The 3,578-nt window shown below is 44.6% G+C and carries 2 protein-coding genes and 2 pseudogenes; 1 reads left to right on the forward strand and 3 read right to left on the reverse strand.

Features of this window, described 5'->3' with window-relative positions; all coding sequences use genetic code 11:
* Positions 1-86: 86 nt before the first annotated feature.
* A pseudogene (locus tag ACJHXA_RS23580) lies at positions 87-1,213 on the reverse strand (ISAs1 family transposase).
* An 80-nt stretch (positions 1,214-1,293) separates the two neighbouring features.
* Here ACJHXA_RS23580 and ACJHXA_RS23585 point away from each other — a divergent pair.
* The gene (locus ACJHXA_RS23585) at positions 1,294-1,479 is read left to right on the forward strand and encodes a hypothetical protein (protein WP_122985282.1); all 186 of its coding nucleotides are present in this window, start codon (positions 1,294-1,296) and stop codon (positions 1,477-1,479) included.
* Here the strand turns inward: ACJHXA_RS23585 and ydcD are convergent.
* Complete coding sequence (gene ydcD, locus ACJHXA_RS23590) at positions 1,394-1,876, reverse strand: protein YdcD (RefSeq protein WP_097476228.1); 483 nt, start codon at positions 1,874-1,876, stop codon at positions 1,394-1,396. The genes ACJHXA_RS23585 and ydcD overlap by 86 nt on opposite strands.
* Positions 1,860-3,578: pseudogene (locus tag ACJHXA_RS23595) on the reverse strand (RHS repeat-associated core domain-containing protein); the annotation flags it as partial. The pseudogene ACJHXA_RS23595 and the gene ydcD, both read right to left, overlap by 17 nt.

The following is a 3,578-nucleotide window of genomic DNA, read 5'->3' on the forward strand; positions in this document are numbered from 1 at the left end:
TGTAAGGAGTATTTGATCATGTATAAGCAATAAAAAACAGCTTCAGGTAATGAGGAATATCTCAATTTTTAAACATAAAATGCGAATTATTTAGTACAAAAAGTGAACTTCTGATGATCTTTCCCTGTGTTTAACGCAGCCTTCTTTCTTTTCCTCTTCACCCTTAATGTCTTTGCAATCTCTTAATAAATTCAGTGCCATCTTCTTTATTCCAGATATTATTTAGGCTGCGTTTCCTCTTCTTATCCGGCTGGCATCTTCATTCATTTTTACATCTAACACCCAATGAAGACTGTGCTCGATCAGCCAGTGCGCTCTGATAGCATGTGCAAATTCTTTAGCATCCATATCCTTTGATGAAATATAATATCGGATGCTTACACCTTCTGCTGATTTATCTTCTTTCTTCTGCCTGAATGACAATGCTACACAAAGCTTTTTTAATCCCTTCCATTCGAATTCAAAATCACAAAAGTTCAGGCGTTACGTTACTGACAATATGCAAACGTGTTTCTTTTCTTCCATGACTTATCTCCTGCGTACTAAACGAATCGCCTTTATAATTAGAAAACACATTTACAGGAAATTTTTCCTCGAATGCATGATGTAATTTCCCCTGATTGCCTTTTACTGCCAGAAGATAATCTGCTTTTTTATCTTTGATCTTCGAAGCGATATCTTTCTGACAGCCCATAGCATCAATGGTTATCAAATTTTTCTTTAAATACAGTAGGTTAAGCAACTCTGGAATGGCTGTAATCTCATTACTTTTGGCTTCCGTTTTCACCTGCCCCAGTACAACACCATTTTCGTTCGAGAATGCACTCACCATATGGATTGCTCCTTTTCTTTTTCCCTTATCAAAGGAGCCTCTTATGGTCTTTCCATCTATTGCTATAATTTCACCATCAGTGATTTCATGGCACTCCTGCATCCATTCAATAAACATCTTTTCAAAGGCCAAACTGTCAATGTTACTCACAACGCGTGCAATGGTGTCATCGACCGGAATGCCATTATCAAAATCACCATATTTCTTTAGCCATTCAAGTCTTTCATGTCCAAAATCTTCAATTTCCTGCCACTCATCGGCACCTGCAATTACTGCACATACGGTGAGAAACAAAATAGCAGATAATTTATGTTTAACCTTTCCTTGTTGTCGTATATCAGGGATCACTGAAATATAATCAAGCAAACTTTGAATACTCACCTGGGTCCTTTTTTATCTTTTTAGTTATTCCAAAGGTTAAATTTTGATCACCTGTAGGCGTTAAAGCCAAGATGAAAATCGTGATTTACATCACAATTTTCATGATCTTGCCCTGCCCCGTCCCTTGCTCTCATGTCTTTCTGTATGTATTTTATATTTTTCTCTTTCTGGTGTTGTTCATTATGACCATTTACCAATCCAGTCAAAAACTTCATTTTTCAAATTGTTATCATAATAATCAACATCGTAATAGTCTCCATAATTAATTATTTTATAACTAGCCTTCTTGTTTTTATCACTAAAATACACCCGTTGTTTTTTAGCGCAGAACTCCATATTCTCCAGTTTACTAATGTTTTTTAATCGCACGCTATAAAGAATATCATTGAAAAAATTAAGATTTATATCAACCACTCCACAGTGCGTCCTGTAATTATTAACCATTATACTTATAAAATGACCATTCTCTCTACTAATTTTTTGGTCATTAATTATTTTATAAATAATATTTTTTTCAGAAAGATATATCTCAACGCTCTTTGGTGTTTTATGTCCATAAAATACGATGTCAGAATTTGAATTGTTATCAAACCCAAGGTAAACAACAAATAAACAAAGGGTAATTAAAAAAATGACAAGTTTGCCTCTAATAATTTGAAGCATCTGAACTCCCTTGCTTTGCTTTTATTGGATTATCTGCTTTTATACCATCTAACCCGAAGAGTTGCCCAGTGTTATATTTTTCAATACATGCATCGCTACATTTGGCAGAAAAATCGCCACAAGCAATACCGACAGTGTTATTTTTAAGATCCATGATTCTTTCTTTAGCTGGCTGACCTTGTCTATTCCCTGCCGCCTCATGATTTTTACCTATCACGTCAGCTATTGTTGATCCAAATGTCTTAGTCATTCGACACATCAAGTAACAATGTCTCATTGCATCGGCGGCCCCATTATGAGCTCCGCCAACAATAGCATCCATATCATAACCGAACTGGTAAGCACTGTTAGTAATGCTGTTTGCAGCAATCAATCCAGGTACACCAGATACGGCATAAATTAGTCCACCTGATGTCATATTCTCAATCGCATCTAACCCCATTGGGTCTATCACTTGTATGGGATTCAACGGATACTGATACATATTCCATCCACCTCTCAACCCAATCGGGTCCGGGGTGATATACCGCCCCTGCAACGGATCGTAGTACCGGTGACGGTTATAGTACAGCCCCGACTCCTTATCATACTGCTGCCCCGGCAGCCGGTACGGCTGGTGCAGGTGATGCGGGTTCTCCTCATTAAGCTGGTTGCCCCATTCATCATATTCCGCGCTCCACGCCGTATTGCCGTCTTCACTGATAAGCGCCAGCGGCAGGCCCCGGTGGTCACAGTGATAAAGATGTATTTTTCGCTCAGGCAAATAAACCGGCTCTATCTGTGCCGCCAGCCGCTCCACCGTCAGCCCGCACTGCGCAAGCCACTGGCGGCTTTCACTGCTCACGCAGTTTGCCCGGATTTCCCCCTCCAGCCTGTCCAGCAGCCCCACCAGTTCAGCCGGAAATACCACGCCGTGCCCGTCCTCGCTCCCTTCCTGCTGTATCTTCTCCGCCAGGCTGCGGCACTGCGCTTTCTCCCGTTCACCGTTGTCTGTTTCGATGCGGATGAGCGGCGCGAAGCTCCCCGGCTGGTATACCGTCTGGATACGCGTGGTGTCGGTCTGTACCGTCGTCAGCCTGTCGCCGTCCCAGCCGTACCATGTCTCCTCCGGTTTACGCGACAGCGACATCCACCCCGTCAGGTCACGCTCCCGCCGCCATACCCGTTTCGCCATTCGCCGTCCCAGCGGGTCGTAGAGGTAGCGGCTCTCGACCAGTGGCTCGCCATGCTGTATCCGCGTGTGGAACACCAGGCGGTGCTGGCTGTCGTAGTGGTAGTGGTGGGTCCGCTCGTCGTCCGTCCGTATCACACCCGTCGGGATGCGGTCCGTCTTCTCCGTCAGTCTGCCGTTCGCCCGTCAGACGGCCTTTATCGTCATAGCCGTAGTGGACCGCCACACGGTGGCCTTCACTCAGGTGGCTGATTTCTGTCAGCCAGCCGTGGTCGTCATACTGCCACTGCTCCGCCGGTTCACCGTTCACCGTGCGCCGGGTGATACGGTCCGACGCATCGTAATGCCAGAGGGTGATAAGCCCCTCATCTTCACTCTGCGTGAGTTTTCCGGTCAGGTCATACTGGTAACGTTGCGTCCGGCCGTCAAAACCGCGCTGTTCAGTCAGCCTGTCCACCGGGTCATACCGGAACGTGGACTGGCTGCCGTTCTCGTTGGTCAGCACGGTGATGCGCCCGGCAGCGTCATACC

Origin of the sequence: Escherichia sp. WS33, from assembly GCF_046486385.1 — a bacterium.
GTDB lineage: Bacteria > Pseudomonadota > Gammaproteobacteria > Enterobacterales > Enterobacteriaceae > ECMA0423.